Here is a 24,017-nt window from a genome sequence, read left to right on the forward strand (position 1 = left end):
TTCACGTCTACGTTGTTGTCCAACATTCGTAGAGCCACACACTTCCGGCTACACCGAGCGCTCGGGTTCCGGTGGACGTGGGAGCCGGAAGGAGTAGTGCATGCCCACGCTCACCCCGCTGCGGGTCGATCATCCGCTGGCGCTGCCGATCGAGGCCGAGATCGATGACGTCCGCTCGATCGTGGTCGAGGCCGGATTGGTCGGGGAGACCACGCGATTCGTCTATGTCGGACTCGACGAGCCGGACAAATATCTGCTGTACGAGCGGCCCGAGGCGATCGAGCGGCGGTTCCGGGTGCTGCTGCACGATGTGGATCGTCCGAACTCGATGGATCTGGTGGTTTCGCTGACGACGCGGGAAGTGATTTCCCGGCGTTTGCTGAATGCGGTTACCGACGGCCAATTGCCGGTGCTGGACGAGGAATTCGGCCTCGTGGAGGAAATTCTGGCGACCGATCCGGAATGGCTGGCGGCGTTGGCGGTGCGCGATCTCGATGTCGCGCGGGTGCGTGTCGCGCCGTTATCGGCCGGTGTGTTCGACTACTCCGGCGAGGAGGGCCGCCGGATCCTTCGCGGGCTGGCGTTTCATCAGCCGCGCGACCGCGACCACCCCTGGGCGCATCCGATCGACGGGTTGGTCGCCTTCGTGGACGTGATGGATCGGAAGGTGTTGCGGGTCATCGACACCGGACCCCTGCCGGTGCCCGCCGAATCCGGCGACTTCGACGATCCCGAGGTGACCGGCCTCCCACGCGCTACCCAGCGGCCCATCGAGATCACCCAGCCGCAGGGCCCGAGCTTCACCGTCGACGGCAATCTCGTCGAATGGGAGAAGTGGTCGCTGCGGGTGGGTTTCGACGCGCGCGAGGGACTGGTGCTGCATCAGATCGGATTTCGCGACGGTGATCGGCTGCGGCCGATCATCCACCGGGCATCGATCTCGGAAATGGTTGTGCCCTACGGTGATCCGTCACCCGTGCGATCGTGGCAGAACTACTTCGACACCGGTGAGTACCTGGTCGGCCGCTATGCCAACGCGCTCGAACTCGGCTGCGACTGCCTGGGCGACATCACGTATTTCTCCGCGGTGCTCGCCGACGAATCCGGCCGCCCACGCGTGCTGCGCAATGCGATCTGCATGCACGAGGAGGATTTCGGGGTGCTGTGGAAGCACACCGATCTGTGGACCGGCTCGCGCGAGGTGCGCCGCCAGCGGCGGCTGGTGATCTCGTTCTTCACCACCGTCGGCAATTACGACTACGGCTTCTTCTGGTACCTCTACCTCGACGGCACGATCGAATTCGAGGTCAAGGCGACCGGAATCGTATTCACCTCCGCCTATCCCGGGCCCGGCTATCTGTACGCCACCGAGATCGCGCCGGGGCTCGGCGCGCCGTGTCATCAGCATCTGTTCAGCGCGCGGCTGGACATGATGATCGACGGACATCGCAATCGCGTGGAAGAAGTTCAGACACAACGAATTCCGATTTGCCGCGACAATCCGCACGGCAACGCGTTCACCCAGCAGCGCACGGTGCTGGTGCGGGAATCGCAGGCACAGCGGCTCGCCGACAATCGCGTCGGCCGGGCTTGGCATATCGTCAATGCCGCGGTCGCCAATCGGTACGGCCGTCCGGTCGGCTACGCGCTGTATCCGGAGGGGCGGGAGACGCTGCTCGCGGCCGAGGGATCGTCGATCGCCCGGCGGGCGGCCTTCGCCACCAGGAGCCTCTGGGTCACCGCCTACGATCCCGGCGAGCGGTATGCCGCAGGCGATTTCGTCAATCAACACCCCGGTGGGGCCGGGCTGCCCAGCTATGCGGCGGCCGATCGCCCGATCGCCGATGAGGATCTGGTGGTCTGGCACACCTTCGGGCTCACGCATTTTCCGCGGCCGGAGGACTGGCCGATCATGCCGGTCGACTACACCGGATTCACCTTGAAGCCGGTCGGCTTCTTCGATCGCAATCCCACGCTCGACGTGCCCGCGACACGGCAAAGTCATTGCTGCTCAGGAGAACACGATGAGTGAGACCACGGGCCTGCGCGGGTCGATGGGGATTGTCGGCATCGTATTCCTGGTGATCGCCGCCGCCGCGCCGCTCACCTCGGTCGGCGGAGCGTTACCGGTGATGATCGCGCTCGGCGACGGTGCGGGTTCGCCGACCGCCTATCTGGTCGTGGCCGTGGTGCTGCTGATCTTCAGCGTCGGATATACCGCGATGAGCAGGCATATGGTCGACGCGGGGGCGTTCTACGCCTATATCCGGCGCGGGCTCGGCGCGGCCTGGGGCTTGGGAGCGGCCGGGCTGGCGCTGTTGACCTACACCGCGATTCAGGCCGCGATCTACGGATTGGCCGCGGCGACCGTGCGGGATGTGGTGCTGCGCTACGGCGGACCGCAGGTGTCGTGGCCCGGCTGCGCCGCGATATTGATCGTGCTGGTGGGTGTGCTCGGATATCGCAATATCGAACTCGGGGCGAAGGTGCTCGGGGTGCTGCTGGTGCTCGAGATCGGGATCATTCTCGTGCTGGCGGCGGCGGTGCTGATGCGCGGGGGCGCGCATGGGGTCGATACCGTGTCGTTCACGCCGTCGGCGTTCCTGAGCGGATCGCCCGGTGTCGCATTGATGTTCGCGATCGCCTCGTTCATCGGCTTCGAGGCGACGGCCATCTACGGCGAGGAGGCGCGCAATCCGCGGCGCGCGGTTCCGGTGGCCACCTATGCGGCGGTGCTCGTGATCGGACTGGTGTACGCCCTGGCGGCCTGGGCCATCGTGCTCGCGTTCGGCGACGACGAGGTGACGGCCGCGGCCGATGGTGATCCCTCGGGGCTGACCTTCACCGCGGCCGCGCGATTTCTCGGCGGTCCGGCCGCGGATGTCCTGCAGCTCATGTTGGTGACGAGTCTGTTCGCGGCGCTGCTGGCGTTCCACAACGCGATCGCCCGGTATCTGTACGCGCTCGCGCGCGATGGGTTCGGTCATATCGCACTGGGGCGCATTCATATTCGGCACGGCTCGCCGCATCGGGCCTCGCTCGCGCAGACGGTGTCGGCGGTGCTGGTGGTCGGCGCGTTCGCGGTGGCGGGCGCGGATCCGGTGCGGCAGCTGTTCACCTGGTTGGCCGGGTTGGCGACCGTGGCGATCCTGATCCTGATGGCGTTGACCAGCGTCGCGGTCGTGGTCTTCTTCCGGCGCACCGGCCTGGATCGGCGATGGTGGCACAGCCGGGTGGCGCCGGTGCTCGGCACGGCCTGCCTGCTGCTGGTGACGGCTATGGTGTTGCGTAACTTCGCGATTCTCGTCGGCGGCTCCCGGACCGTCGCCGATATTCTGCTCGCGGTGGTGGGCGTGGTGTTCCTGGCCGGTGCGGTCGTGGGGTGGCGTTCAGGCCGGAATCTCGGTGGGCCAGGCGGCCATCGCGCGGTCGATCGAACGCTGGAGGTGAGTCAGGTCCGCGCCGTCGCGGGCCTTGATGGACAGGCCGAACAGGACCGTGGCGTAGAAGTCGGCCAGCTCGGCGGTATCGACGTCGGCTGACAGATCGCCGTCGAGGATGCCGCGATCCAGGCGCGCGCGGATGTCATCGGTTGTGTGCCTGCGCTTTTCGATGAGGAAGTCGCGAATGGCCGTATTGCGGGTGGTGTAGGTGGACCCGGCCAGTACGACCATGCAGCCACGCGGGGTGGTCTCCTCGGAATAGGCCTTGGCATTGTCGCGCAGCATGGCCTCGATGCTGTGGCGGGCGGTCGGCTGCTCGCGCAGGGCGCGGGCGGTGTAGCTGCCGTCGGTGCGGCCGTAGAGGTCCACTGCCTCGCGGAACAGCTGCTCCTTACTGCCGAAGGCGGCGTACAGGCTGGGGGAGTTGATCCCCATCGCCCCGGTGAGATCGCTCATAGACGCACCCTCGAAGCCGTGCTCCCAGAAGACCTCCATCGCGCTGCGCAGCGCCTGCGCGCGATCGAAGGCCCGGGGGCGTCCGCGTTCGGCCATGGCCGGATCCTTTCTGTATCGATCGTTAAATATACCTCTTGACACGTCGACGCGGCATCTGTTTGGGTATTTATGTACTGATCGACACAAAATTAAGGGAGTTTCCGATGATCGATCTGACCGGCACCGCGGCCCTCGTGACGGGTGGCAGCAGGGGTATCGGTGCGGCCATCGCCCGTCAGCTCGCCGCCGGTGGCGCCGATGTGGCCGTGACCTATCGCAGCGACGAGGAGGGCGCCCGCAAGGTGGTCGCCGAGATCGAGGCGCACGGTCGTCGCGGGTTGGCCATTCGGGCCGACAGCGCCGACGCCGCGCAGACCACCGCGGCCGTGCATCGCGCCGCCGAGGAGTTGGGACGGCTCGACATCCTGGTCAACAACGCGGGCATCTTCCCGGCCAAGCCGTTCGAGGAGTTCACCGTCGAGGAGATCGATGCCGCGCTGAATATCCATGCGCGCGCGGCATTCGTGGCCGCGCAGGCGGCGGTGGCGCATATGCCCAACGGCGGTCGCATCGTCAGCATCGGTTCGAATCTGTCCGAGCGCGCGATCTTCGGCGGCGTCTCGCTGTACAACCTGAGCAAATCGGCGCTCAACGGTTTCACCCGCGCGCTGGCCCGGGAGCTGGGCCCGCGCGGTATCACCGTGAATCTGGTGCAGCCCGGGTCGACCGATACCGATATGAATCCGGCGGGCGGTGACCATGCGTCGCAACAGCTTCAGTTCAATGCCCTCGGCCGCTACGGCAGCCCCGACGATATCGCCGCCGCGGTGGCCTTCCTGGCCTCGCCCGCCGGGCGCAGCATCACCGGCACCACGCTGACGGTCGACAGCGGCACCAACTCCTGAACCTCAGCGCGCGAAGTACCGCCCGGGTGATATGCCCACGGCCCGCCGGAAGGCCGCCACATAGGCGCTCGGGGTGCTGTATCCGACCCGCTCGGCGATCCGGGCCACCGGCAGTTCGGCCGCCAGCAGCGGCAATGAGGCGGCCAGGCGGATCTGAGTCCGCCACTGCCCGAAGGTGATTCCGGTCTCGGCCAGGAACGCGCGAGCCAGGGTGCGCGGGCTCGCGGCGGCCAGCGGGGCGAACTGTTCCAGCGTCCGATCGTCGGCCGGATGGCGCAGCAGCGCCTCGGCGACCACCCGCGCACGCGGATCGGACGGCAGCGGGGCGCCGACCGGAATCACCTCGACCGGTTCGATCAGGTCGAACACCACCGCCTCGCCCCGCCGCCGCCGATCCTCCGCGTTCGCCATGGGAGTGCGGTCGCCGTCGCGGCCGTGCGTTCGGACTCGCGGGTGCGCGGGGGTGGCCCCGCTCGTGCTGCCGGGTGGCCGGGCGGGTACACGTGCGGAGTCGGGGTCGGGGTCGGGCGTATCGGGTGGCCGTACGGGTTCGTGCGTGGCGTCGGGGTCGGGCGATCGAGTAGGTGTGGTGCTCGATGTGGTTGTGGGAACTGATATCTCCCGCGACTCGGCGGGGGTGTGGGTCGGGCCGGGGAGCACGCTGTCGGCGGTGAGGTAGTCGAACAGCTCGTGCAGCAGTCGGCCCACGCGCAGCAGGGTCGGGGTCGGGAAGTCGATCGGGCAGCGGTCGGGCTCGATGAAGATGCCGCGCATATCCGCTCCGGCCGAGGTTCCCGTGCGGTGTGCGATGCCGCCGGGGATCCACAGCGCGCGGGTCGGTGGCAGCACCCAGATGCCCCCGTCGATCTGTACCGCGAGGACTCCCCGTGAGGCCCAGGCGATTTGGTGCTGGGGATGGCGGTGCTGGTCGAACCAGTGGCCCGCGGGCAGGGTGCCGGAGCCGAGCACCATGGCGGTCGGGCCGGTGGCGGCGGCGACCAGGGGAGCTTGACCGTTGAGCGACATGATCTGTCAGCGTAGCGTCTCGCGGTCATGCTTAGGGTTGCCTAACGTCATGGCCATGGCTATGAACCTTTTGCACCGCTGGCTCTGCAGCTCCGCGCGCTGGGAGAAGACCAGTGCCACCCAGATCATTCCGTGGGTCTTGGACGAGGTCGAACTCGGCGATGCCACCCTCGAGATCGGCCCCGGCTACGGCGCGAATATCCGTGCCCTGCGGGAGCGGACGCCCGAATTGACCGGCGTGGAGATCGATCCGGCGCTGGCGGCCCGGCTGCGCGATCGGCACGCGGGCCGGATCCGGGTGATCGACGGCGACGGCGCGGCAATGCCGCTGCCGGACAGGGAATTCAGCGCGGTGGTCAGTTTCACCATGCTGCATCACGTGCCGACCCCCACCCTGCAGGACGCGGTCTTCGCCGAGGCGTTCCGCGTCCTGCGCTCGGGTGGGGTGTTCGCGGGCAGCGACGGGCTGGACCGTTTCGCCTTCCGGCTGGTGCACCTGGGCGACACCTGCGTCCCGGTCCCGCCCGCCACCCTGCCCGAGCGCCTGACCCGCGCGGGGTTCACCGATGTGAAGGTGGAGAGCGGGGTCGGCAGCTTCCGCTTCAGCGCGCGACGGCCCTGACGGCGAAATAGGTTGCGGGATCGATGGACTCGAGGGGCGTCCAGCGCGGCGGCGGGGCCTCGGGATCGGGCTCGTCGATGCGGTCTCGCCGAAAGCCCTGTAGTTCCAGCGCCAGCCGGGGATTCTCGTCCACCTGTCGGGCGAGGGCGTAACAGGTTGCCAGATAGTGCAGGCAGCGCGGGGTGCGGGCCGAGCAGGAGCAGTCGCTGGAGGTCAGTCGGGGCGCGACGGTCAGGCCCGCGGCCGCGAGGGTGTCGTGCAGGGCGTCGGACAGCTCGACCGTGTCGGCCGGAATGTGTTCGGCGACAGCGGCGATGGTCCTTCCCGGCATGGGCGCGATCTCGAGATGGGTCACCGAGGCCTGGCCGCCGCGGTGAATGCTCGCGCGCACCCCGGTCGCGTCGCAGCGCAGGACGACGCCGCCGTGGCGGGCGATGCTGCGGGCGCGGGGCAGTAGCGGTTCGGGGCGGGTGAGGGTGAGCGGTTCGGCCAGGCGCACCCAGTCCAGACCCCAGCTGGTGTATCCGAATTCGTTGTCGGCCAATTCAGTTGCCTCGCTTCCGGCGCAGGATCTCCAGCAGCTGGTCGTCGTCCAGGCGGGCCAGGGCGGCGACGATATTCGCCTGGGCCGCACCGAGATCGGCGAGCGCGGATTTGCGCTCGTGCATCGCGGCGATGTGCTCCTCGACGGTGGTGCCGGTGGTGAGTGTGGTGATGGTGACCGGACGGGTCTGGCCGATGCGGTGCGCGCGATCGGAGGCCTGCGCCTCCACGGCCGGATTCCACCAGCGGTCGAAGTGGATGACATCGGCCGCTCGGGTCAGGGTCAGACCGGTGCCCGCGGCGCGCAGGCTCAGCACCAAAATCGGAGGGCCGTCGGTCGACTGGAACTCGGTGACGATCTCGCGGCGTTCGGCGGCGTCCAAGCCGCCGTGGAAGAACGGCGCGCGCACGCCGAACCGTTCGGCGCAGTGGCGAACCAGCAGTTCGCCGGTGCGGCGGTACTGGGTGAAGATCAGGGTGGGGGAGTCCTGTTCGAGATTGTTGGCCAGGATGTCGAAGCAGATGTCGAATTTGCCGGAGCGGCCGGGCAGTTCGGTCAGATCGTCGTCGACCAGGCCCGGATGGTTGCAGACCTGTTTGAGTCCGGTCAGTGCCGCCAGCACCCGGCTGTGTCGCTGCGCGCCGGCGCCGAAACCCTCGGCCTCGGCGCGGGCCAGCAGCTCGTCGTAGCGGCGCTGCTGTTCGTCGGTGAGATCGCAGATCAGATCGCAGTGGATCTTTGGCGGCAGCGCGGCGGCCACCTGGGATTTCCTGCGGCCCAGCACGATCGGCTCCAGGGTGTCACGCAGGCACAGCACCGCCTCGAAGGAGCCCTCGTGGATCGGCCGTACGAAACGGCGGCGGAACTGGGCCTTGTGCGTGAACACCTGGGGGACGACCAGATTCAGTAGCGCCCACAGCTCGTCGAGATGGTTCTCCACCGGCGTGCCGGTCAGGGCCACCCGGGCGGCGGCCCGAATCGCCCGCGCCGCCCGGGCCACCTGGGTCCGCGGATTCTTCAGCACCTGCGCCTCGTCGAAAACCGCCGTCGCCCACTCGTTCTCGCCCAGCGTCGCGCCGTGGCCGCGCAGCGTCGGATAGCCGGTGACCACGATCGTGCCCGCCTCGGCCGCGAGCGCGCCGCCGCGCCAGGCGATCGGCCGCAGTTCGGGGGCGAAGCGCTCGATCTCGTGCACCCAGTTCCCGACCAGCGAGGTCGGGCAGATCACCAGCTGCGGTCCGAGCCCCGCGCGCCCGAGCAGAAAGCCGATGGCCTGCACGGTCTTTCCCAGGCCCATCTCATCCGACAGCACCGCCCCGCCGTGCGCCGCGGTCGTCTCCCGCAACCAGGCGATTCCGCGCGTCTGATACGGCCGCAGTTCGACCGTCAATCCCGCCCGCATCTCGGCCGCGACGGCCTGGGTCTCGGTATACGCCCGCACGGCCCGTTCGGCCGAAACAACGGCCGTCCCATGTGCATTCGGGACCGCGTGTCCGGCCATGGGCAGCGTGTCGGGATCCAGCGCGCCGCTCAGGGCGTCCCGCCACGCCGCGAGCGACGCCCCGGGTTGCTCGTCCGTTGGTTCGGCCAATCGCCGCGGCTCGACCAGCATGCAGGGCACCTGCGTCGTCGTGAACCCGCTCTCGGCGCTGGGAACGACCAGCTCGATCGGTTCCGCATCGTCGCGGGCCGCGGGGCCTCGGCCGGTCCAGGTCCACAGGGCGAACAGGTGGCGGTCGGGTAGATAGGTGGCTTGCGTGGTGCGCAGGGTCGGCCCCTCTTCATCTCGTACAGCGTGTCGAGCAATGTAACTCTGTACATTGTAGAGATATTCCGGGAGTCGGGAAACGCGAAGCGGGCGGCCCTTGAAGGGCCGCCCGCTGAGGTTTGTTCAGTTTGACGGATTCACTTGTCGAGCGGACGTAAGGAGCTGATTACAGCGCCGGTGCCGACTCCGTATCGATCACGGCCTCGAGTTCGCGCAGGCGCGCCATGTGCTCATTGGCGTGATGCTGGCAGAAGAGCAACTCGCCACCGCCGGAAAGGGTCGCGCGCACCCGCGCGCCCGCCCCGCAGCGGTCGCAACGGTCGACCGCGGTCAGTGGGGTGCTAGTCAGTGTTCCTGGCATGACTCCTCCGTCCTGGCTCCCGGCGCAGAAAGCCGTTCGCCTGGGTGTGGGGCCCACGGTCCCCCCGTGGGCTCGCTACCGCTACTTCCCAGCAGTGGCAATGACTACTTTGTCAGACGTTCGGGACGGGGGCTTTGTTCCCGGAGATGTTTCTTTGTGTTTTCCCTAACATGACCAGGCATTTCGCCGAAAGCGAACAGCATGGCCGGTAGGGGTGTTACAAGGCGCCCACCTCCGGGTACAGGCCGATCCAGTTGTCTTGTCGGCAGATTACCCCGGCCCACCGACACTCACACTCCGGTTTCGGCAAACTTCGAGGCCACAGGGCTGTGACGTACGTTATGGTCGAGCCATGGCCGCCGCAGATGCCCCAATTGCCAAGGCGCGCATGCTGGTTCACATGTGCACCCGCGACGAATGGGAAGCCGCACGTCGAACGGGTGAACGCCGGTCCCCATCACTGGGAACCGAGGGTTTCATCCACCTGTCCGGACCGGGGCAGGTGCACCTGCCGGCGAACCGGTTGTTCGCTGGTAGCGAAGATCTTGTTCTGCTGTGGTTGGACCCCGATCGATTGCCCGCCGAAGTGAAATGGGAGCCCGGCGTGCCGACCGATCCGGCGGCCATGTTGTTCCCGCATCTGTACGGCCCGATTCCGGTGGCCGCCGTCGTCGAGGTCACCGAGTATCGACCAGGCCCCGACGGCGTGTTTCCGGAGATTTCGGGCATCTGACCTAGGGTGGAGATGTGAACGTCGACGTGACAGCGCTGCCCGGCATCGGGGTACGCAAGGACTTCGAGGCCCGGTCCGGTCGCCGGATCGGGGTCGTCGCCCACCGCGACGGCGGTATCGACCTCATCATCTCCAAACCCGACGACCCGGACGCCTGCGCCGCGCAGATCCCGCTGAACACCGACGAGGCGGCGGTGCTGGCGAATCTGCTCGGCGCGCCGCAGCTGGTGGAGAAGCTCAACGCCGAACACCGCGATATGCCGGGCATCGTGACCCGGCAGCTCCCGATCGGCGACTCCTCGCCGTATCAGGGTCGCGCACTGGGCGAGACACGCATGCGGACGCGGACCAAGGCCTCCATCGTGGCGGTCATGCGGGCCGGGCAGGTGTATCCCTCGCCGGGGCCGGACTTCGTGCTCGCCTCGGGTGATCTGCTGGTGATGGTCGGTACCCCGAATGGACTGGACGCCGCACTCGAGATCCTGACCGACGGGTGACGGCGTGACCTCGACCGCGCTCGCACTCGTCCAACTCGGTTGCATCCTGTTCGGTTTGGGAGTGCTGGGGCGGGTCGCGGGCCGGTTCGGGATGTCGCCGATTCCCCTGTACCTGTTGGGCGGGTTGGCCTTCGGACGCGGGGGCGTGGTCGAACTCGAATCCGCGGTCGAATTCGGCCATATCGCCGGTGAGATCGGCGTGGTGCTGCTGCTGCTCCTGCTCGGGCTCGAGTACACCGCACCCGAACTGGTGACCGGGCTGCGTCGCTCGTGGCTGGCCGGAATCGTGGACCTGGTCGCCAACGCCACCCCGGGCGTCGCGGTGGCGCTGATCCTCGGCTGGGGTCCGACCGGGGCCGTCACCATGGGCGGGGTCACCTACATCTCCTCGTCCGGGATCGTGGCGAAGGTGCTCAACGACCTTGGGCGCCTGGGTAACCGGGAGACGCCGGTGGTCTTGTCGATCCTGGTCATCGAGGATCTGGCGATGGCGGTGTATCTGCCGATCCTGACCACCATCCTGGCCGGACTCGGCTATCTGGCCGGGTTGCGCTCGCTGGCGATCGCCATGCTGGCCATCACCTGCGTGCTGGTGATCGCGCTGCGCTACGGACGCTATGTGTCGGCGATCGTGGACAGCGCCGATCGAGAGGTGTTCCTGCTCAAGCTGCTCGGCGCGGCGTTGCTGGTGGCCGGGGTGGCCTCCGGGCTGAACATCTCCGCGGCGGTGGGCGCGTTCCTGCTCGGCATCGCCATCTCCGGATCGACCGCGCAGAACGCGGCGAAACTGTTGGAGCCGCTGCGAGATCTGTTCGCCGCCATCTTCTTCGTGGCCTTCGGTCTGAATACCGATCCGCGCTCGATCCCGCCCGTACTGGGCTGGGCGATCCTGTTGGCGGTCGTCACCACGCTGACCAAGATCGCCACCGGTTGGTGGGCGGCCCATCGGCAGGGCATCCGCCCGCTCGGCTGTGCTCGCGCGGGTGCGGCCCTGGTCGCCCGTGGCGAATTCTCGATCGTCATTGCGGGCCTTGCCGTCTCGGTGGGCGCGGTCCCGGGCGATCTGGCCGCCCTGGCCTCCGCCTACGTCCTGCTGATGGCCGTGCTGGGTCCCATCACCGCGCGCCTGGTCGAACCGGCCGTGCGTTTGTTCCAGCGCCGCGCGACGCTGCCGCTGCCCTTGGAGCGCGCGGCGACCCACGAGTCCTGATCCGGCACGGTTCACTCGCTTCGATCGCGCAGGCGTTCCAGCCAGTGGGCTCCGCTCACCGCGATGAGGCCGGTGAGCAGGCCGATGAAGACCGCGGTGAGGTGGCCGTAGTCGGTGAAGGTTCGCCCGCGCCAGGCGCCGAGGGCGAACCAGCCCAGCAGCGCGCCGATCCAGACCAGGCGGGCGGGGCCGCGCAGATGGTAGGCGAGGGCGGCCAGGACGGCCGAAAAGCCGTAGGAGGCCCCGACATCGGCGGCCACGACCACCTTGAGCGGGATCAGGCCGCGGTCGACGGCGTGCGAGATCCCGGTCACCACGATCAGCGTCGAGGAGACGTGTCCGACGGCGAAGACGAGGATCCAGCGCACCGTGCCCAGCCATCGCTCGGCGAAGGCCATCAGGATGAGGAAGCCGAGAATGGTCGTCCACGGGAAGCCGCCCTCGGTCCAGAACGCCGAGGCGACCAGTACCTGCACCGGATCGCGGCGCATATTGTGCAGATTCGTCGAGGCCGACAGGATCAGCCGGTGCCCGGCGAAATCGCTGATGCCGCGCAGCGTCCACCACGTCACGAACAGCGTGAACGCGTAGGCGCAGCTGGCGGGTGCGCCCGCGAGATGATCGTGCGCCGCCCGCGCCGCGCGGTACCAGCGCGCGGGGCCCGCCCACCACGTCCGTACCGTGCGCAGCCCGTCCTCGAGTTCGATGGTGCGGGTCCAAGGGGACCGGTAGTAATTCAGCACGGAAGCGCCCACGCCGCCAAGTCTCGCCCGTCGATGCCGCCCACGCCCGCCGACGCGCCCTGGCGACCGTGTCCCACCCGGCACGTCGAGGGCGAATGTGGCGAGCATCGCAGTCCCCGGGGATATTCGAATGCCCTGGCCCGGGCGCATCCTGGGAGTGCGGTCACCGCGCGACATCTGCGCGCAACATTCGCCAACCGGACGGCAACATTGGCCGATCACAATCGGCAGCCGGTGCTCGTGTGGGTGGAGGAGGTTCGGGATGACGGTGTATCGGCAGCGACTCGGCGGCATCGGCTTCACCTTCGACGGGTTGGTGGAACTGCTGGCCAAGGCGACCCCGCGGCGCAGCGGCGACGAATTGGCCGGGTGCGCGGCCGAATCCGACGCCGAGCGGGCCGCCGCGCAGTGGGCGCTGGCGGAGGTGCCGCTGCGAAAATTCCTCGACGAACCGGTGGTCCCCTATGAGACCGACGAGGTCACCCGGCTGATCATCGATACCCACGACCGCACGGCTTTCGCCCCCGTCGCCCATCTGACCGTCGGCGGCCTGCGGGACTGGCTGCTCGCGACCAGTTCCCGCGACGACGCCGCCGACACACTGGCCGCGGTATCCCCGGGCCTCACGCCCGAAATGGTCGCCGCGGTCAGCAAACTCATGCGTAACCAGGACCTGATCGCCGTCGCCCGCGCCGTCCGGGTGCGCGCCGGATTCCGCACCACGGTCGGCGCACCCGGCACGCTGACGACCCGCCTGCAACCCAACCACCCCACCGACGATCCGCGCGGTATCGCCGCGGCGGTGCTGGACGGCCTGCTGCTCGGCTGCGGCGACGCGGTGATCGGCATCAATCCGGCCACCGATTCCCCCAGGGCCACAGCCGATCTGCTGCGACTGCTGGACGAGGTGCGCACCCGCTTCGACATTCCCACCCAATCCTGTGTGCTGACCCATGTCACCACCACCGTCGAACTGATCGAGGCCGGGGCCCCGGTGGATCTGGTATTCCAGTCGATCGCGGGCACCGAGGGCGCCAATTCCGGCTTCGGCGTGAACATCTCGCTGCTGCGCGAGGCGAATGAGGCGGGCCGCTCACTGCGCCGGGGCACGGTCGGCGACAATGTCATGTACTTCGAGACCGGGCAGGGTTCGGCGCTGAGCGCGGGCGCGCATCTGGGCGTCGGCGGACGGCCGGTCGATCAGCAGACGCTGGAGACCCGTGCCTACGCCGTGGCGCGCGAATTCCAACCGCTGCTGGTCAATACGGTGGTCGGCTTCATCGGTCCCGAATATCTCTACGACGGTAAGCAGATCATCCGCGCGGGTCTCGAGGATCACTTCTGCGGCAAACTGCTCGGGCTGCCGATGGGCGTGGACGTCTGCTACACCAATCACGCCGAGGCCGACTCCGACGATATGGACACCCTGCTGACCCTGCTCGGCGCGGCGGGGGTGGCGTTCGTGATCGCGGTGCCCGGCGCCGACGATGTGATGCTCGGCTATCAGAGCCTGAGCTTCCACGACGCGCTGTACGCGCGAAAGGTGCTGGGGCTCGGGCCCGCTCCGGAATTCGCGGCCTGGCTCGATCGGCTCGGCATGCTCGACGCGCACGGGCGGATCCGCGAGGTCGAGCCGCTGTCCTCGCCGCTGCGGGCGCTGGCGGGTGCGCGATGAGCGGATTCTGGGACGAGTTGCGGCGTACCACCCAGGCGCGAATCGGTTTGGGCCGCACCGGCGATGCGCTGCCCACGGGCCGGGTGCTCGAGTTCCGGGCCGCGCACGCGGCGGCGCGCGACGCGGTGCATACTCCGCTGGCGGTGGACGAATTCGCGGCGCGGGTCGCGCGGGTCGGTCTGGGGGAGCCGCCGCGGGTGCGCAGCCGGGCGGCGGACCGATCGGAGTATCTGCGGCGGCCCGATTTGGGTCGGGTGCCGGAAATCGGTGCGGGACAGGGCTTCTCGGAGCTGGTGGCGACGGGTGCGGATATCGGCTTCGTCCTGGCCGACGGCCTGTCGCCCCGCGCGCTGCACGATCACGGGCCCGCCGTACTCGCCGCGCTGAAAGATGAACTGGGACAGGAGTTCCGACTCGCGCCGCCGGTGATCGCCACCCAGGCCCGCGTCGCCCTCGGCGATCACATCGGCCACGCCCTGGGCGTCACAACGATTCTGGTGCTCATCGGCGAGCGTCCGGGCCTGTCGGTTGCCGACAGCCTGGGCATCTACCTCACCCACCGCCCCCGACCCGGCCGTGCCGATTCCGAGCGCAACTGTGTGTCCAATATCCACCCGCCCGAGGGCCTCGGCTATGCGGCCGCCGCGAAAGTGGCTGCGGGCCTGGTGATCGGCGCACGGCGACTGGGTCGTTCGGGAGTCGACCTCAAGGACACCTCCGACCGATCGGTGCTGTCCGAGGCCGACGCGCCGGTTCTCGACGCGGGTTAGCCGCGGCGATGCAGGTCGAGGTGGTGGATCACTCGATCGACGATCTCGATGGGCGCGTCGGGTTCGCGTCGGGCCGCCAGGGCCTCGCGGCGTCCGGCGGCGTGAATCTCGGTGGTGATGCGCTGGATTCGGTCCGTGAGGCGCAGGGTGCGGCCGGCGCCGACCGCGACATGTGGCTGCGTGCCCAGGCCGAAGGTCGGGCGAGCGGAGAACCCGTCGCGCAGATCGCGCAGCACCTGCTCGGGCAGCCGCTCCCGGGCCGCCACCTGGTCGAGTCGCAGGAGCTGTGCGTCGCGGATGCGGTGCCAGAGGCGATGTTCGAATTCCTGATCGTCGTCCGGATCACCCCGCACACCGGTCGCCCGCACCACCGCGGGCAGTGTCGGCCCCTGGACGAGCAGGGTGAACAGCACCACCGCGAAGGCGACGAACAGGATTTCGTTGCGCGCCGGAAACGCCGCGCCCGCATCGGTCGCGAACGGAATCGCCAGTGCCAGAGCCACGGTCGTGACGCCGCGCTGACCGGCCCACCAGGTGACCACGGTCTCGCGCCAGGTGTACGGCTCGTCCGCGTCGGTGCGACGCCACCAGCGATGCAACGCCGCCCACGTCAGGCCGAGCCAGCCCAGCCGCAGCGCGACCACCACCGCGATGGTCGCCGCCGCCACCCCGAGCAGTGTCGGCCACTCGTGCCCGACCGCCCGTAGCGCACTGCGCAATTCGAGTCCGATCAGACCGAACGCGAATCCGGTCACCAGCATCTCGGTGATCTGCCAGAACGAATCACCCATCAATCGGTATGCGCTGCCGCCGGATCCGAGCGCGGTCTCGCTCAGGTACAGCGAGCACATCAGCGTCGCCAGCACCGCCGAACCACCCCACGCCGCGGCCAGACCGTAGGCGGCGAAGGGCAGCAGCAGGCCGAGCGCGACCTGCCAGCTGGCCTCGGCGAGCCCGCGGGTGAGCAGACTGCCGCACCAGCCCAGTGCCAGCCCGACCCCGATCGCCACCGCCGCCGAGACCACGAGATCCCACAGCGCGCCCCAGCCGGAGAACCGTCCGGTCACCACCACCTGCACGGCGACGGTGTAGAGCACGGCCGCGGTCACATCGTTGAACAGCCCCTCACCCTCGAGGGCGGACACCAGCCGCCGCGGCAGCCCCAGCCGTCCGGCCAGCGTCGCGACGGCGACCGGATCCGGCGGCGCGACCAGCGCGCCCAGCACCAGCGCCGACGCGAGCGGCAGCGCCGGATGCCAGGCCCACACCACCGCCGCCACCGCGAACGCGGTGGCCAGCACCAGCCCGACCGCCGTCAGGGTGAGCGCGCCCCAGTCCGCGGCGAACCGTCGCCACGAGGTGCGCCGGGCCGAGGCGTAGAGCAGCGGCGGAAGTACCAGGGGGAGGATGAGATTCGGATCGATGTGGGTGTGCGGGGCGAACGGCGTCACGGCCAGCGCGCAGCCGAACAGAGTCATCAGCACCGCGGGGGCCAAGCCGGTGCGGCGGGCGAGCGGTTGGGCGAGGATCGTCGCGAACAGCAGCACGAACACCAGCACCAACTTCTCCACACCCCGAGCCTGCTGACGGTGGCTGAGAGGTAGCCAAGGGTGGGCTGAGGCCCGTCGGGTGTAAACCGCGCGGACGCGGTGAGTTCGCTCTCAGCCGTTCAGAACAGCGGTGTGGACGGTCGCAGGTCCAGGCGGCGCATCACCCGGTCGACCAGATCCGGCGGCACGCCGGGTTCGCGGCGCGCGGCCAGGGCTTCGGCGCGACCGGCCTCGAGGACCTCCTCGCTCACCGTGCGCATGTTCTTGGTGAAGCGCACGGTGCGTTCGAACGCCTTGTCGGCATCGGCGTCGGTCTGCTGGGCGGCCTCGGGATCGGCGCGCGCGAGGCGGCGTTCGAATCCGTCACGCATCCGGGCGTACACCTCCTCGGGCATATCCTCGCGCTCGGCGATCTGCTCGAGCCGCGCGAGTTCGGCCTGCAGGATGCGAGTCCACAGGCGGCGCTCCAGGGTTCGCTCGACCTCGGTGTCGGCCTGTACGCGCGTGGCCCGCACCACCAGCGGCAGGGTGGGCCCCTGCAGCAGCAGCGTGAACAGTACGACGGCGAAGGCGATGAACAGCACCCGATCGCGACCCGGGAAGGATGCGCCGGAGTCGGTGGTGAACGGCACGGCCAGCGCCAGCGCGACGGTGACCACACCGCGCATCCCGGCCCACCACGTGACGATCGATTCGCGCCAGGTGCGCGGCTCGTCGGTGTCCTCGCGTCGTCTCAAACGCGAGGCGAGCGCGGTCGTCGGGAGCAGCCACAGCAGGCGCAGCCCCACGACCACCGCGATCACGGCCGCGGTCCCGCCCAGCAGCCGCGGCCAGCCGGGTCCGGCCGCGTCGAGTACGGTCGTCAGCTCCAATCCGATCAATCCGAACGCCACACCGGTCACCAGCAGATCGATGACCTCCCATACCGAATCGCCGACTACGCGATAGGCGCTGTCGCTGAAATCCGTTGCGGCATCAACCAGATACAGCGCACAGATGAGCACCGACAGCACCGCCGAACCGTGCCAGAACTCGGCGATCCCATACGCAGCGAACGGCAGCAGCAGTCCCAGCGCCACCTGCCAGGTGGCCTGTTCGAGCCGCCGCATGAGCCTGCTGCCCGCCCAGCCCAGCACCACTCCGACGACGATCGCCACCACCGCCGAGACGATGAATTCCCCCACCGCGCGCCACGCCGAGAAATGCCCGGTGACCACGGCCTGCACCCCGATGTTGTAGAGCACCACCGCCGTCACGTCATTGAACAACCCCTCGCCCTCGAGGGCCGACACCAATCGCCGCGGCAACCCGAGCCGCCCGGCCAGCGCGCTCACCGCGACCGGATCCGGCGGCGCGACCACCGCACCCAACGCGAATGCCGCGCCCCACGGCACCTCCGGATACCAGACGTGGAACACCGCGGCCACGGCGGTGGCCGTAGTGATCACCAGCCCGACCGCGCGCAGCAGAATCGGCCCCGCATTCGACGCGAACTGCTGCCACGAGGTCCGCCGCGCCGAGGCATACAGCAGCGGCGGCAACACCAGCGGCAGAATGAATTCCGGCTCGATATCCACCGAGGGCACCGCCGGAATCACCGCCAGCACCAACCCGAACACGGTCATGATCACCGCGGGCGCGAGCCCCAGCCGCCGACTCAACGGCTGCGCCAGAATCGTGGCGAAGGCGAGCACGACAATCAGTACCAACTGGTCCACGAGGAACCAGTCTGCAGGTGGTGTGCCGCAGTGTCACCGACCGATCCGGGCGAGTCACCGCCGGGTCACGGTTCCTGGGCCATGGCGAAGTCGTACGACATATCGTACGTATGAGGCGTACAATATCTCGTACGACTCTGAACAAGGGGAGCAGAATGCCTTCGCTACCGATCTCGACCGTCCGTCAAAAGCTGTTCGGCCTGGTTCAGCAGGTCAACGATGATCACGATCCTTTGACGGTCGTCACCAAGACCGGCGAGAACGCGGTCCTCGTGGCCGAATCCGATTGGAACTCGCTCATGGAGACGTTGTACGTGCTGCAGACCCACGGGGGTGAACAATTACTGCGCTCTGCCCAGGACGCTCGTGAAGGACGTACTCAAACCCACGCTCTGATCGATCCGGACACGGAGGAATCGAAGCCACCCGCGGTGGCCCCGGCGGAGGCCGGCGAGCTTCTCTGGGCGATAGCCGAGAAGTTCTACGCCGCAGGCGTCGAGGGCACGGCTGTGGCGGAGGCGAAGAAGCAGGTAGGAAAGGAATTGCGGGAGAAGGGGTTTGACGTCGCAATCGTTCGCGAGGACCGCGGTCGACGTCCGTCCTCCTCGAAAGCGACACCCCCACTGCGGAAGGCATGACCGCGTGGCGGATCGAAAACTCACTTTTACCGCTCAGGGATGGCGAAGCTACGAAGGGTGGCTGGCCCGGGATCGCGCGATCTTGAAGGCGACCAACAAGTTGATCGATGCTGCACTTGCGGACCCCTTCGCCGGCGTCGGCAAGCCGGAGCCGCTACGGCACCAACTGGCTGGCCATTGGTCTCGTCGTATCACCCAGGAACACCGCTTGATCTACTACGTCACTGATGCCGAGATCGTGATCGTGCAGGTGGGTGGCCACTACGACGGCTAGGGTCCGATGTGGAACCCCTTGAACGAGGAACGGGCCGCCGAGCGGATGCTCGGCGGCCCGATTCGTGAATCGAACTCAGTCCAGATAGTCCCGCAGGACCTGCGAGCGGCTCGGGTGGCGGAGCTTGCTCATGGTCTTGGATTCGATCTGGCGGATGCGTTCGCGGGTGACGCCGTAGACCTGGCCGATTTCGTCCAGGGTGCGCGGCTGGCCGTCGGTGAGACCGAAGCGCAGGCGGACCACGCCCGCCTCGCGCTCGGAGAGCGTCTCGAGGACGGACTGCAGCTGATCCTGCAGGAGGGTGAAGCTGACGGCGTCGACCGCGACGACGGCCTCGGAGTCCTCGATGAAATCGCCGAGCTGCGAATCGCCTTCGTCGCCGATGGTCTGATCCAGGGAGATGGGTTCACGCGCGTACTGCTGGATCTCCAGCACCTTCTCCGGCGTGATGTCCATTTCCTTGGCGAGCTCCTCGGGGGTGGGCTCGCGGCCCAGATCCTGCAGGAGTTCGCGCTGGATACGGCCCAGCTTGTTGATGACCTCGACCATATGCACCGGGATGCGGATGGTTCGGGCCTGGTCGGCCATCGCGCGAGTGATGGCCTGGCGGATCCACCACGTGGCGTAGGTCGAGAACTTGTAACCCTTGGTGTAGTCGAACTTCTCGACCGCGCGGATCAGACCGAGGTTGCCTTCCTGGATGAGGTCCAGGAACGCCATGCCGCGGCCGGTGTAGCGCTTGGCCAGCGAGACGACCAGACGCAGGTTCGCCTCGAGCAGATGGTTCTTGGCGCGGTTGCCGTCGCGCATGATCCACTGCAGATCGCGGCGCGGGCCGACCGCCAGCTTCTCGCCCTTCTCGGCGAATTCGCGCAACTTCTCGGTGGCGTAGAGCCCGGCCTCGATGCGCTTGGCGAGCTCCACCTCCTCCTCGGCGTTGAGCAGCGCGACCTTACCGATCTGCTTGAGATAGGCGCGGACCGAGTCGGCGGAGGCGGTGAGCTCGGCGTCCTTGCGCGCCTGGCGCAGCGCCTCGGACTCCTCCTCGTCCCAGACGAAATCGCCGGAGGCCTTGTCCTTCTCGGACGGCTCCTCGGCCTCTTCGTCCTCGGTCTCCTCGACGGCGACCTCTTCCTCGACCAGCTCGGCATCCTCTGCCAAGTCGTCCTCGGAGACATCGATGTCGAGGTCGTCGAGATCGACCGACTCCTCGTCGATGATCTCTTCGGATTCGCCCTCGGCGCCGGGCGCGGCCTTGGCGCCGGCCTTCTTTGCCGGGGCCTTCTTGGCGGCGGCCTTGGCGCCGGCCTTCTTGGCGGGCGCCTTCTTCGCGGCGGCCTTCTTGGCCGGAGCCTTCTTCGCGGCAGCCTTCTTGACCGGCCGTGCTGCGGTGGGGCCTTCGGCGGAGTCGGCGGCTTCTGCCGATTCGGCGGTCTCTCGGGTATTCGTGGCTACCACGTACGCCCTTTCGTGACGGTCTCGTGCGGCGTCACGCCAGAGTGGAAACTTCCGGCGGAGCGGTTCTGTCGGGGGTCATCCGGCTCTCGTGCCGGTGTCGGTTCCGGCCTACCGCCGGTCATGCGTTCCATTGTAACGACCGAAACGGAATGCTCGTGTCTACACCTCGCTGGTGACACGAGCATTCCCGGATGGTAGACACCGGATGAGGGGTCAGGGCGCGACACCGGCGGTGACCGCCATGGCCGCCCCGACGATGCCCGCGGTATTGCGCAGATGGGCCGCTACCACCGGAGTTCGGTTGCCCAGCAACGGAATCCAGTGTTCGGCGTCGCGGCTGATACCGCCGCCGGCGACGAAGATATCGGGCCAGACCAGGTTCTCCAGCGTCACCAGCACCTTGGTCACCTCGGCCGCCCACTGCTTGTAGGACAGGTTTTTCCGTTCCTTCACCGAGGAGGCGGCGCGATGTTCGGCCTCCTTGCCCTTGACCTCGATATGGCCGAATTCGGTATTGGGAACCAGCGTGCCGTGATACAGCAGCGCCGAGCCGATGCCGGTGCCGAAGGTCAGCAGCATGACCAGACCCGAGATGTCGCGCGCCGCGCCGAACCGGTCCTCGGCCATACCCGCCGCGTCGGCGTCGTTGAGCACCACGACATCGCGGCCGCCCAGGGCCAGGGAGAACAGTTTGGCCGCATCGGTGTCGACCCAGGTCTTATCGATATTGGCGGCGGTGCGGACGATGCCGTTGACCACGACGCTGGGCATTGTGATACCGACCGGTCCGTCCCACTCGGCTTGGGCCACCAGCTTGGCCACGGTTTCGGCGACAGCGCTCGGGGTGGACGGATGCGGTGTCGCGAACTTGATCCGGTCGCGCACGAGATCGCCGGTTTCCAGATCCACCAGCGCGCCCTTGACGCCGCTGCCACCGATGTCGATGCCGAATGCTTGTCCCCGAGCGGACATTGAGACTCCTCGTTCCCTCTGGTGCCGGGCGAAAACAAATGCGCGCGGCACGTTACACGGCGTTGTGTGATGGGCTGCCCGACGAACCGATCTGTGTCGTGCGCGACAAGCCTAATGCGCGGCCGGGAGGATCTGTGCTGCGATGGATGTCGTGCCCGAATCCAACCGCCCGGCCCCCGCCGCAGATGCCCTCGACCGGCAACCGTCCGATCCCGCCGAAGTCGCCGAATTGCGTCGTGTCGCAATCCATCTGGCGCAGACCGCCGCCGCGCACGTGCGCACCCGCCGACCCGAGGTGTTCGGTAGCGGCCGCGCCGAGGACGCGGTGCGCTCCAAGAGCACCCCGACCGATCCGGTCACGGTCGTCGACACCGAGACCGAGCAGCTCATCCGCGGCCTGCTCGCCGAATTGCGGCCCGGCGAGCACGTGCTGGGCGAGGAGGGCGGCGGCAGCCTGGACGACACCGGCGCGGAGATCGTCTGGGTGGTCGACCCGATCGACGGGACCGTGAACTTCATGTACGGCATCCCGGCGTACTCGGTCTCGGTCGCCGCCATGCGGGCGGGACGCTCACTGGCCGGGGCCGTGGTGGACGTCGCGCGGTCGGTCACCTACAGCGCCGGACTGGGGGCGGGCGCGCACCGCGACGATCCGGACGGTACGTCGATCGCCCTGCGCTGCAACGCCCTCGATTCGCTCGAGATGACGCTGCTGGCCACCGGATTCGGCTATGGGTCTTCCCGGCGCGCCCGGCAGGGTCGATTGGTCGCCGAGGTGTTGCCGCACGTGCGCGACATTCGCCGCGTCGGCTCGGCCGCGCTGGATCTGTGCATGGTCGCCTCGGGACAGGCCGACGCGCACTACGAACACGGCCTCAACACCTGGGACTGGGCCGCGGGGGCCCTGATCGCCGCCGAGGCGGGCGCACGGCTGGTGCTGCCGCCGCCGGGCTCGGTGAGCAAGACCGGCGAGCTGACCGTGGCCGTGGCGCCCGGCATCGCGGACGAACTGCTCGCCCTCTTCGAGCGCCTCGGTGTGTCGGAGGCGATTCCGGAGAACTAGCAGTGTCCCTTGCGGGCGGCGTCGAGCAGGCTGGAGTCGATGGCCGGTCCGCCCGGGGCCGGATTCTTCAGCGACTTCAGCACCTCCTCGGCATCGGTGCCGGGATGTACGTCGTTGCCGAACAGCGAGCCCAGGGCCAGGTCGACCGAATCGTCGGTGCGCTGATCCTCGATCAGCTCCGCGCAGGGGGCGATCAGCTGGACCGAGGCCGCGGCCGGGCGGCCGTTGACCCCGAAGCGGATCTGGCCGGTGCATTCCAGATCGCCGTTGACGTAGACCGGATCGTTGGCGAACACCGGCGCGGGCGGGCTGGCGAAGCCGTAGTCGCTCAGACGCGAGGCGATGTGCTCGGCCAGGCCGCGCTGGCCCGACGCGTTGTAGATGCGCACCTTGGACTGCGCCAGCGGCGCGGGCTCGACATCGTGCAGGCGCGAGGAGGACACCCGCTGACCCAGCGGCGCGGGCTGCTGCGGCGCGTTGGGGTCCTGAGCCGGCGAGGGTGAGTTGCATGTCATCGCGGCATGGCTCTTACCCTCGGTGGTCAGGGCCTTGATCCACACGATCGCGCAGATCAGGGCCAGGATCGCGACCAGGGCGACCCAGGGTTGGTAGCGGCGGCGCAGGAAGGGCCGCCCCTTGTCGTCGACCGCGCTGCCTGCGGTGATCAGTGAAACCACATGCATACCTTAGGTGTTGGCGGGCCCGGAACGTGCACGCGGACACCGACGTGCCGGGTGTGAGCTGGATATCGCCCTGGTAACGATTCGCGTCAGGATCGAGCACGGAATGGCGAGCGTGCGACCGTCGGGGTGACGATTGCCTGTCGGTTTCGGCTCGCTTGTGTTTTGATTGCGACTTTTGCCCCGCCGTCCGCTATTGTCTGGCGGCCGATTCGAATCGACTGATGTGAATCAGGGGCTCGATTTCGGGAACAACCAGGGCATGCCCTGCGTTGTCCGAGCGCGATCCGGTACGGGTTCTCGAGATCCGGCCCGGTCGGCGAACGGTGTACACGTGACGTACACCACGGCGGGGCGGTGCTCGCCGCCCCGATTCCCGGCGGGAATCGGGGAGGAGGGGCCCGGCCCGGGATATACGGAGTAAGGACGAGGGGAAGACGACATGGCAACCGACTATGACGCACCGAGGCGCAGTGAATCCGACGACGTGTCGGAAGACTCGCTGGAGGAGCTGAAGGCTCGTCGCAACGAGGCCGCGTCCGCCGTCGTGGATATCGACGAATCCGATACCGCGGAGTCGTTCGAGCTTCCCGGCGCGGACCTGTCCGAGGAAGTGCTGTCGGTCCGGGTGATCCCGAAACAGGCCGACGAGTTCACCTGCTCCAGCTGTTTCCTTGTTCATCACCGCAGCCGACTCGCCACCGAGGCGGGCGGCCAGATGATCTGCATGGACTGCGCGGCCTGAGGGCCGGGGCAACTTCTCACAACGGGTTATTTCGTCAGCCCGCGCTCGGTACGCCGAGCGCGGACAAGACCCGTTCGGTCTCGGCACAGCCCGTCGCGGACCGAGCATCAACCGGACCCACCGGTCC

At 68.3% G+C, this 24,017-nt stretch carries 23 protein-coding genes and 1 pseudogene; 13 read left to right on the forward strand and 11 right to left on the reverse strand.

Going from position 1 to position 24,017, the window contains the following annotated elements; translation table 11 throughout:
• Nucleotides 1-100 precede the first annotated feature (100 nt).
• The gene (locus NP4_RS12210) at nucleotides 101-2,032 is read left to right on the forward strand and encodes a primary-amine oxidase (protein WP_067996597.1); all 1,932 of its coding nucleotides are present in this window, start codon (nucleotides 101-103) and stop codon (nucleotides 2,030-2,032) included.
• The gene (locus tag NP4_RS12215; RefSeq protein ID WP_245997992.1) at nucleotides 2,025-3,542 is read left to right on the forward strand and encodes an APC family permease; all 1,518 of its coding nucleotides are present in this window, start codon (nucleotides 2,025-2,027) and stop codon (nucleotides 3,540-3,542) included. The genes NP4_RS12210 and NP4_RS12215 overlap by 8 nt, the downstream gene beginning before the upstream one ends.
• Here NP4_RS12215 and NP4_RS43340 read toward each other — a convergent pair.
• A pseudogene (locus NP4_RS43340) lies at nucleotides 3,495-3,995 on the reverse strand (TetR/AcrR family transcriptional regulator); the annotation flags it as partial. The gene NP4_RS12215 and the pseudogene NP4_RS43340 sit on opposite strands and share 48 nt — an antisense overlap.
• A 107-nt stretch (nucleotides 3,996-4,102) precedes the next feature.
• On the opposite strand from NP4_RS43340, the gene NP4_RS12225 reads away from it, so the two are divergent.
• On the forward strand, nucleotides 4,103-4,843 hold the full coding sequence (locus tag NP4_RS12225; protein WP_067996602.1) for an SDR family NAD(P)-dependent oxidoreductase: 741 nt from the start codon (nucleotides 4,103-4,105) through the stop codon (nucleotides 4,841-4,843).
• 3 nt (nucleotides 4,844-4,846) lie between these two features.
• Here NP4_RS12225 and NP4_RS42555 read toward each other — a convergent pair whose 3' ends face one another.
• On the reverse strand, nucleotides 4,847-5,869 hold the full coding sequence (locus NP4_RS42555) for an AraC family transcriptional regulator (RefSeq protein ID WP_245997987.1): 1,023 nt from the start codon (nucleotides 5,867-5,869) through the stop codon (nucleotides 4,847-4,849).
• 55 nt (nucleotides 5,870-5,924) lie between these two features.
• Between NP4_RS42555 and NP4_RS12235 the strand changes: the two genes are divergently transcribed.
• Complete coding sequence (locus tag NP4_RS12235; protein WP_114755743.1) at nucleotides 5,925-6,491, forward strand: class I SAM-dependent methyltransferase; 567 nt, start codon at nucleotides 5,925-5,927, stop codon at nucleotides 6,489-6,491.
• Here NP4_RS12235 and NP4_RS12240 read toward each other — a convergent pair.
• From NP4_RS12240 to NP4_RS12250, 3 genes are all read right to left on the reverse strand, one after another.
• Nucleotides 6,472-7,035, reverse strand: coding sequence for a hypothetical protein (locus NP4_RS12240; RefSeq protein ID WP_067996604.1), 564 nt, complete (start codon nucleotides 7,033-7,035; stop codon nucleotides 6,472-6,474). The genes NP4_RS12235 and NP4_RS12240 overlap by 20 nt on opposite strands.
• A 1-nt stretch (nucleotide 7,036) precedes the next feature.
• Nucleotides 7,037-8,764, reverse strand: coding sequence for a DEAD/DEAH box helicase (locus tag NP4_RS12245; protein WP_067996607.1), 1,728 nt, complete (start codon nucleotides 8,762-8,764; stop codon nucleotides 7,037-7,039).
• A gap of 205 nt (nucleotides 8,765-8,969) precedes the next feature.
• Nucleotides 8,970-9,164: a DUF7455 domain-containing protein gene (locus NP4_RS12250; RefSeq protein ID WP_067996608.1), complete on the reverse strand. Its 195-nt coding sequence runs from the start codon at nucleotides 9,162-9,164 to the stop codon at nucleotides 8,970-8,972.
• Between the two features lie 352 nt (nucleotides 9,165-9,516).
• Here NP4_RS12250 and NP4_RS12255 point away from each other — a divergent pair, with 352 nt between their 5' ends.
• The 3 genes from NP4_RS12255 to NP4_RS12265 are packed head-to-tail and all read left to right on the forward strand — an operon-like array spanning nucleotide 9,517 to nucleotide 11,604.
• Complete coding sequence (locus NP4_RS12255) at nucleotides 9,517-9,897, forward strand: DUF952 domain-containing protein (protein ID WP_062504949.1); 381 nt, start codon at nucleotides 9,517-9,519, stop codon at nucleotides 9,895-9,897.
• 14 nt (nucleotides 9,898-9,911) lie between these two features.
• Complete coding sequence (locus NP4_RS12260) at nucleotides 9,912-10,394, forward strand: cation:proton antiporter regulatory subunit (RefSeq protein ID WP_067996611.1); 483 nt, start codon at nucleotides 9,912-9,914, stop codon at nucleotides 10,392-10,394.
• A 4-nt stretch (nucleotides 10,395-10,398) separates the two neighbouring features.
• The gene (locus NP4_RS12265; protein ID WP_067996613.1) at nucleotides 10,399-11,604 is read left to right on the forward strand and encodes a cation:proton antiporter; all 1,206 of its coding nucleotides are present in this window, start codon (nucleotides 10,399-10,401) and stop codon (nucleotides 11,602-11,604) included.
• A gap of 11 nt (nucleotides 11,605-11,615) precedes the next feature.
• Here the strand turns inward: NP4_RS12265 and NP4_RS12270 are convergent, their stop codons facing one another.
• On the reverse strand, nucleotides 11,616-12,359 hold the full coding sequence (locus NP4_RS12270) for a rhomboid-like protein (protein ID WP_067996616.1): 744 nt from the start codon (nucleotides 12,357-12,359) through the stop codon (nucleotides 11,616-11,618).
• Nucleotides 12,360-12,609: 250 nt separating this feature from the next.
• On the opposite strand from NP4_RS12270, the gene NP4_RS12275 reads away from it, so the two are divergent.
• Both NP4_RS12275 and eutC read left to right on the forward strand, forming a co-directional pair.
• Nucleotides 12,610-14,022, forward strand: a complete 1,413-nt coding sequence (locus tag NP4_RS12275; protein ID WP_067996619.1) for an ethanolamine ammonia-lyase subunit EutB — start codon at nucleotides 12,610-12,612, stop codon at nucleotides 14,020-14,022.
• Nucleotides 14,019-14,792 carry an ethanolamine ammonia-lyase subunit EutC gene (eutC, locus tag NP4_RS12280; protein WP_067996622.1) on the forward strand — a complete coding sequence of 258 codons (774 nt, stop codon included), beginning with the start codon at nucleotides 14,019-14,021 and terminating at the stop codon, nucleotides 14,790-14,792. The genes NP4_RS12275 and eutC overlap by 4 nt, the downstream gene beginning before the upstream one ends.
• Here the strand turns inward: eutC and NP4_RS12285 are convergent.
• On the reverse strand, nucleotides 14,789-16,363 hold the full coding sequence (locus NP4_RS12285; RefSeq protein WP_067996626.1) for a cation:proton antiporter: 1,575 nt from the start codon (nucleotides 16,361-16,363) through the stop codon (nucleotides 14,789-14,791). The two genes, eutC and NP4_RS12285, sit on opposite strands and share 4 nt — an antisense overlap.
• Before the next feature lie 98 nt (nucleotides 16,364-16,461).
• Complete coding sequence (locus NP4_RS12290) at nucleotides 16,462-18,060, reverse strand: Na+/H+ antiporter (protein ID WP_067996630.1); 1,599 nt, start codon at nucleotides 18,058-18,060, stop codon at nucleotides 16,462-16,464.
• Between the two features lie 155 nt (nucleotides 18,061-18,215).
• Between NP4_RS12290 and NP4_RS12295 the strand changes: the two genes are divergently transcribed.
• Nucleotides 18,216-18,698 (forward strand): type II toxin-antitoxin system Phd/YefM family antitoxin, encoded by a 483-nt coding sequence (locus tag NP4_RS12295; RefSeq protein ID WP_067996631.1) that lies wholly within the window; start codon nucleotides 18,216-18,218, stop codon nucleotides 18,696-18,698.
• A 4-nt stretch (nucleotides 18,699-18,702) separates the two neighbouring features.
• Nucleotides 18,703-18,972 carry a Txe/YoeB family addiction module toxin gene (locus NP4_RS12300; RefSeq protein ID WP_067996634.1) on the forward strand — a complete coding sequence of 90 codons (270 nt, stop codon included), beginning with the start codon at nucleotides 18,703-18,705 and terminating at the stop codon, nucleotides 18,970-18,972.
• Between the two features lie 75 nt (nucleotides 18,973-19,047).
• Here the strand turns inward: NP4_RS12300 and NP4_RS12305 are convergent, their stop codons facing one another.
• Together NP4_RS12305 and ppgK are read right to left on the reverse strand one after the other, a co-directional pair.
• Nucleotides 19,048-20,430, reverse strand: coding sequence for an RNA polymerase sigma factor (locus NP4_RS12305; protein WP_067996637.1), 1,383 nt, complete (start codon nucleotides 20,428-20,430; stop codon nucleotides 19,048-19,050).
• Nucleotides 20,431-20,643: 213 nt separating this feature from the next.
• Nucleotides 20,644-21,402, reverse strand: coding sequence for a polyphosphate--glucose phosphotransferase (ppgK, locus tag NP4_RS12310; RefSeq protein ID WP_067996640.1), 759 nt, complete (start codon nucleotides 21,400-21,402; stop codon nucleotides 20,644-20,646).
• Between the two features lie 142 nt (nucleotides 21,403-21,544).
• Between ppgK and NP4_RS12315 the strand changes: the two genes are divergently transcribed.
• Entirely contained in the window at nucleotides 21,545-22,465 is a 921-nt protein-coding gene (locus NP4_RS12315) for an inositol monophosphatase family protein (protein ID WP_067996642.1), read from the forward strand.
• Here the strand turns inward: NP4_RS12315 and cei are convergent.
• Nucleotides 22,462-23,142: an envelope integrity protein Cei gene (cei, locus tag NP4_RS12320; protein ID WP_067996877.1), complete on the reverse strand. Its 681-nt coding sequence runs from the start codon at nucleotides 23,140-23,142 to the stop codon at nucleotides 22,462-22,464. The genes NP4_RS12315 and cei overlap by 4 nt on opposite strands.
• 445 nt (nucleotides 23,143-23,587) lie before the next feature.
• Between cei and NP4_RS12325 the strand changes: the two genes are divergently transcribed.
• Nucleotides 23,588-23,890: a DUF4193 domain-containing protein gene (locus NP4_RS12325; protein WP_062504973.1), complete on the forward strand. Its 303-nt coding sequence runs from the start codon at nucleotides 23,588-23,590 to the stop codon at nucleotides 23,888-23,890.
• Nucleotides 23,891-24,017: the final 127 nt, after the last annotated feature.

The organism is Nocardia pseudobrasiliensis NBRC 108224 (genome assembly GCF_001613105.1).
Classification (GTDB): Bacteria; Actinomycetota; Actinomycetes; order Mycobacteriales; family Mycobacteriaceae; genus Nocardia; species Nocardia pseudobrasiliensis.